General features: G+C 62.5%; 6 protein-coding genes. All 6 read left to right on the top strand.

The genetic code is table 11. From position 1 onward, the window contains the following. The first annotated feature begins 95 nt into the window (after positions 1-95). The 6 genes from ACNKID_RS10045 to ACNKID_RS10020 all read left to right on the top strand — a co-directional run bounded on the left by ACNKID_RS10045 (position 96) and on the right by ACNKID_RS10020 (position 5515). Entirely contained in the window at positions 96-1901 is a 1806-nt protein-coding gene (locus tag ACNKID_RS10045; protein WP_417913295.1) for a M48 family metalloprotease, read from the top strand. A gap of 110 nt (positions 1902-2011) precedes the next feature. After that, positions 2012-2206 carry a 50S ribosomal protein L28 gene (rpmB, locus tag ACNKID_RS10040; protein WP_417913294.1) on the top strand — a complete coding sequence of 65 codons (195 nt, stop codon included), beginning with the start codon at positions 2012-2014 and terminating at the stop codon, positions 2204-2206. Positions 2207-2302: 96 nt separating this feature from the next. Next, positions 2303-2557: a hypothetical protein gene (locus tag ACNKID_RS10035; protein ID WP_417913293.1), complete on the top strand. Its 255-nt coding sequence runs from the start codon at positions 2303-2305 to the stop codon at positions 2555-2557. A 138-nt stretch (positions 2558-2695) separates the two neighbouring features. Further along, positions 2696-3811, top strand: a complete 1116-nt coding sequence (locus tag ACNKID_RS10030) for a peptidoglycan DD-metalloendopeptidase family protein (RefSeq protein WP_417913292.1) — start codon at positions 2696-2698, stop codon at positions 3809-3811. A gap of 12 nt (positions 3812-3823) precedes the next feature. Then, on the top strand, positions 3824-4303 hold the full coding sequence (locus ACNKID_RS10025; RefSeq protein ID WP_417913291.1) for a bactofilin family protein: 480 nt from the start codon (positions 3824-3826) through the stop codon (positions 4301-4303). 147 nt (positions 4304-4450) lie between these two features. Further along, on the top strand, positions 4451-5515 hold the full coding sequence (locus tag ACNKID_RS10020; RefSeq protein ID WP_417913290.1) for a type IV pilus twitching motility protein PilT: 1065 nt from the start codon (positions 4451-4453) through the stop codon (positions 5513-5515). Positions 5516-5520 lie beyond the last annotated feature (5 nt).

Here is a 5520-nt window from a genome sequence, read left to right as displayed (position 1 = left end):
CTGAAAACTCCATCTGCCAAGCCGCAGGGCAGTTCAACTCAGCATGGTGCGACACATGACAACTTCTTACGCGGGCAGCAGGACAATCTGAAGCGATGAGCTACAATAATCTGCTCTACTTTCTGGCGGTCATCCTGACGCTCTCCGCCGTTCCGCTGCCGGAGCAGCCTTGGCTTGCGCCGCAGCTGGGCCTGCCGCTCTTCGGCCTGCTGCTGCTCCTGTTCTCGCGCCTTGCCGCCCGGCAGTTCCGCGCCGCCTTGCAGAAGGGCGGGGGAGCCGCCTATTTCACCGCCGAAAGCCGCCTGACTCTGCTGGCCGCAGTCCTGTTCATCGGCGCGGTTTTCGCCTGTGATCTCCGCTGGCACCTCCAGCCGCTGTCCTTCGGCGACAGCCTGCCGACGCTGGCGCAGGGCGGCGGATTGCTGCTCTTCTTCCTCTTCCTGCTCCTGCTCTGGCGCGAGGCGCAGCCCGCCTACCAGAAGCTCTTCGGCTGCCGCCATTCCGCCGCCGAATTCGCCGCCGCCAGCCTGCGCGGCAACCTGCCGCTGGTGCTGCCTTGGTTCCTTCTCTCGCTGACCTTCGATCTGCTCCGCCTCCTGCCTTGGCCTGCGGCCCAGAAGCTGCTGGCCTCCGGCTGGGGCGAGATGCTTTTTTTCCTCATCGCCTTGGCTTTTCTCGCGCTGCTCTTTCCGCCCCTGATCAGCAGGCTGTGGGGCTGCGTCCCGCTTGCGCCAGGGCCGCAGCGGGAGATGGTGGAGCGTTTCTGCCGCAGCCAGAACTTCTCCGCCCAAATTCTGAGCTGGCCCTTGCTGGAAGGCCGCGCCCTGACAGCGGCGGTCATGGGCATCGCCCCGCCGTTCCGCCGCATTTTGCTCACACCGGCCCTGCTGGAGGCGTTGGATCAGGAGGAGCTGGAAGCAGTGCTTGCCCATGAGATCGGCCATGTCAGAAAAAGGCATCTCCTCCTCTACCTTCTGCTTCTTGCCGCCTTCAGCCTGCTGATTCAAATCTTGGCTGGGCCGCTGCTCAGTCTGCTGCTTGGCAGCGGCAGCGTATGGCGGCTTCTGCTGCAATCGGGCCTGAGCGCGGGGTGGCTGTTGGAATATCTGACCGGGGCAGCAACGCTCGTCCTGCTGCTGCTCTACTTCCGTTTTCTCTTTGGCTGGTTCATCCGCAATTTCGAGCGGCAGGCTGATCTTTGCGCTGTTCAGACTCAAGGCGGCGGCTGGCCGCTGTTCCGCGCCTTTGATAAAATCGCCGTCCTCAGCGGCATCCAGCGGGAGCAGAAAAACTGGCATCATTTCGGCATTGGCGAGCGGATGGACTTCATCCTCAGCTGCGGGCAGGAACCCAGCCTGATCAGGCGGCATGAGCGCAAGCTGCGGCTCGCGCTGGCCGCCTATTTCAGCACTGTCATCCTTGCCCTCGTTCTGCTGCCGCCGTCAGATCCGGACGCGCTCAGCCAGCTGGCCCGTGTCGGCCACGCCTCGGCGCTGGTGGAGGTGAAGCTGCGGCAGGAGCCGAACAATCCCAAATGGCTCCATCTGCGGGCGGATCTGCTGCTGGAGCAGGGCAAGGAACAGGAGGCCTCCGCCGCCTACGAGCAGGTATTGCTGGCCGGGCCTGCGCAGGCAGATGTTCTCAACAATCTTGCTTGGCTGCTGCTGACCGCCAAGGAGAAAGGACAGCGCAACCCGGCGCGGGCCTTGGATTTGGCTGGGCAGGCCGTGCGGCTGGAGGAGCGCGGCCACTTCCTTGACACCTTGGCCGAAGCCCTTTGGGCAGCGGGCCGGGCCGAAGATGCCGTGCGCACCGCAGGCCGGGCAGCGAAGATTGATCCGGCCAATCAGGATTATTACCGGAGCCAGGCGGAGAAATTCACTGCCGGGCCGCCGCACTGAACCTGCGCACCTTCCACCGGCCCAAGCCGGAAAAGGCTTGCATTTTCTTTTCGGGGGAGGTAAGAATAGCTCCGAATTTCATGCGCAAACCCTTCAAGGAGCATATAATCATGGCGTACCAATGTGAAATCTGCGGCAAAGGGCCGGCAACCGGCAACATCATCAGCCACGCTCACAACAAGAGCAGACGGCGCTGGATGCCGAATCTTCAGACCGTCCGCGCAGTGAGCGGCAGCGGACGCACCTCCCGCATCCGGGTCTGCACCCGCTGCATCCGTTCCGGCGCGGTGGCCAAACCTGCATGAGCGGGCCTGCGCCTTTGCCGAGGGACGGGAAGAACTGTTCTTCCGTCCCTTTTTTATTCTGATTTTGATCCGTTTCAAACATGAGGAGGCTGCGCGATGAGCAGCGAGGAAATCCGCTTCCTGCCCTATGAGCAGGCCGCCGCTCTGGTCGGCGCGATTCAGGAAGAAGAGGATGTTGAAGATCCAGACCGCCGCGTGTTCATGGTTTATGGCAAAGACGACCGGGAGCTGTGCTGGTTCGACTTTGAGGAGGTGGTCAGCGAGGTCAATCCGGTCAAAGGCGACAAGGGCCGGGAGCAGGTGACCGAGTACATCCTGCGCCGCATCCCGGACTGGGTGCTGGAACAGTAGAAGAACAAGCCCGCCGCTTTCGCGCCGCCGGAGGCCTTTTTTCAGGAAGCGTTCCTGATTTCGCTGTTCCTGCTTCCGGCATTCTGTTATACTTCCCTGTGGCAGCGCAACGCGCATTCCCCCCAAACACAGGCTCCCATGATCAAAGCGTACTCGTCCATCCCCGAACGGCTGCATATAGTCATCACCGGAGAAAGGGGCCGCCCCTTCTCCTTGGTCATCGAGCGCGACCGCGCCGCCGCTGTGCTTGGCGGCCTGCTCACCCTGCTTGTCCTGCTGTCCGCAGGCACGTGGCTGGGGGCGCAGTTCTTTCACCAGCGCAACGCCTTGGAGAACACGGCAGCCAGCCAGGCTGAGGCGCTGGACCTGCTTCATGCCAATTTCGACGACAAGCTGAAAAACGAGCTGGGCATCCGGGAAAAGAAATGGCGGCAGCTCATGGCCACCTATGAGGCAATGGTCAAGCAGCTGAAGACAGAGAAGGAGGAGGAGGCCAGCCGTTTCAGCGGGGAGCGGGAACAGCTCGTCCGCCGCTATGAGGAGCAGATCGCGGCCCTCGCCAAGTCCGGCTCAGCCAAGACCGCCGCCTTGCAGGCCGAGCTGGAGCGCGAGAAGCGGGCCAAGCGGAAGCTGATCGAGCAGACCGCAAGCCGCTTGGACGAACGCAGCCAGATGATTGAATCGCTGATGAGCCGGATCGGCATTGAGATCAGGCCTGCCGGGCGGAAGACGGCAGCCAACAGCGGCGGCCCCTTTATTGCTGCGGACGTGGACGAGCGGAGCAGCGAGCAGCTGCTGAAACGGAGCGACCGCTACATTCAGCTCATCCAGACCATGCCGCTGGGGCGGCCTGCGCAGGGGCGGACCACCAGCGGCTTCGGCAGGCGCAGCGATCCCTTCAACGGCCAGCCCGCCCTGCACGCAGGCATCGACTTCAAAGGCCGCCTCGGCGAGCAGGTCACGGCCACTGCCGACGGCGTGGTCAAGGAAACCGGCTGGGACGCGGGCGGCTACGGCAACTATGTCATAATCCGGCACGGCGGTGCCTATACAACCCTGTACGGCCATCTGAGCGCGGTGCAGGTCAAAAAAGGGGCCAAGATCAGCCGGGGCGACACAGTCGGCCTGCTCGGCAGCAGCGGCCGCTCCACCGGGCCGCATCTGCATTACGAGGTGCATTACAAGGGCAGGCCGGTGAATCCAGACAAGTACATTGCCGTGGCCGGCTTGGCCTTTGCCGCGCACAAGCATTGAGAGGAAAACAGCATGGGTTTATTCAGCAGCAGCAAAGACGACAAGAGCAAACTTGAGCCAGCCGCCGCGCCGATTGCGCCGCCGCCGGAGAAAAAGAGCATGAAAAACGACAAAGACCCGATCGAAAGCGTTCTGGCCAAGGAGATGGTGATCAAGGGCGAGATCTCCTTCAAAGGCAAAGCCCGCTTTGACGGCACCATCGAGGGCAACATCAGCGGCGAGTACCTCATCCTCAGCGAGACCGCGAGAGTGACCGGCAATATCGAGACCGCCACCTTGGTCTGTCACGGCAGGGTCGAAGGCAACATCACCGCTGACATCGTCACGGTCCACGCCACCTCGGCGATTCACGGCATACTCAAATCCGAGAACCTGACTGTGGAGTCCGGGGCCTCGCTCGACGGCGAGGTGCACGCCAGCTCGCGCAAGCAGTCCAACCCGGAACGCTCCAAAGTGCTGCTCAGCCCGCCGCCGGACACGGCCAAGAAGTAGCCCGGCGTGCAGGACAGCGCCTGCGCGAGGCGGAAGCGGCTGGGCAGGCCGCGCTCCGCCTTTTCTTTTGCCGCCGATCCTGACGGGTTCCCTTCCGCCGCAGCCTGTGGTAGAGTATGCGCATGACTTCCACTTTGGAGCGTTCTCATGGCGATATTAGACAAGGTGTTCAAGGCGGCGGTGGATCTCAAGGCTTCCGACATCCATGTGCTGCCCGGCGAGCCGTTCATGGTCCGGCGTTTGGGCAAGATGATCCGGCTGAAGAGCCAGCCGCTCAACGACGCGAGCTGCCGCAAGGTGATCATGGAGATCCTCACGCCGGAGCAGCAGCGCGTCCTCCGCGAGGAGATGCAGCTCGACTTCGCCTATTCCATTGAAGGGCTGGGCCGCTTCCGGGGCAGCGCGATGCTGCACAACAACGGCATGAGCTGCATCTTCCGGGTCATACCAGGCAAGATTCCCTCCTTCAAGGAGCTGGGCATCCCCGAAGACGTGATGCACCGCATCTTGGAGAACCATCAGGGCATCATCCTTGTCACCGGCGCGACCGGCCACGGCAAGACCACCACCTTGGCGGCGATGATCGACCACATCAACAGCCGCCACGCCCACCACATCCTCACCGTTGAAGACCCGATCGAGTTCATCCACCCGCTGAAAAAAGGGGCGGTGAACCAGCGCCAGCTTGGCCGCGACACCTTGGCCTACGCCAACGCCCTCAAAGGCGCGTTGCGTCAAGACCCGGACGTGATCGTTATTGGCGAGCTGCGCGATCTGGACACCATTTCGCTGGCCATTTCCGCTTCCGAGACCGGCCATCTCGTCATCGGCACCCTTTCCACCTCCAGCGCGCCGAAGACGGTCGACCGGATCATTGACTCCTACCCGGCAGGCGAGCAGAACCAAGTCCGGGCCATGCTCAGCGAGTCGCTGAAGGCGGTTTTCACGCAGCGGCTGCTGCCTGGCGCGGACGGCGCGACCATGCATCTTGCTGTGGAGATCATGATCGGCAACCTGTCCATCGCCAATCTGATCAAGGACAACAAGACCTTCCAGATCCGCTCGACCATGCAGATGGGCAAGACCTCCGGCATGAAGCTGATGGACGACTCCATCATCGAGCTGCTTCAGGCAGGCAAGATCAGCTACCAGACCGCCTGGGCCAACATCGACAAAAAAGAGCTGCTCAAGCCGTTCGCGCCCAAAACCTGAGTGTT

The organism is Candidatus Electronema sp. TJ (assembly GCF_048287355.1).
Lineage (GTDB): Bacteria > Desulfobacterota > Desulfobulbia > Desulfobulbales > Desulfobulbaceae > Electronema.
This window is presented reverse-complemented; position numbering and strand designations above follow the sequence as displayed.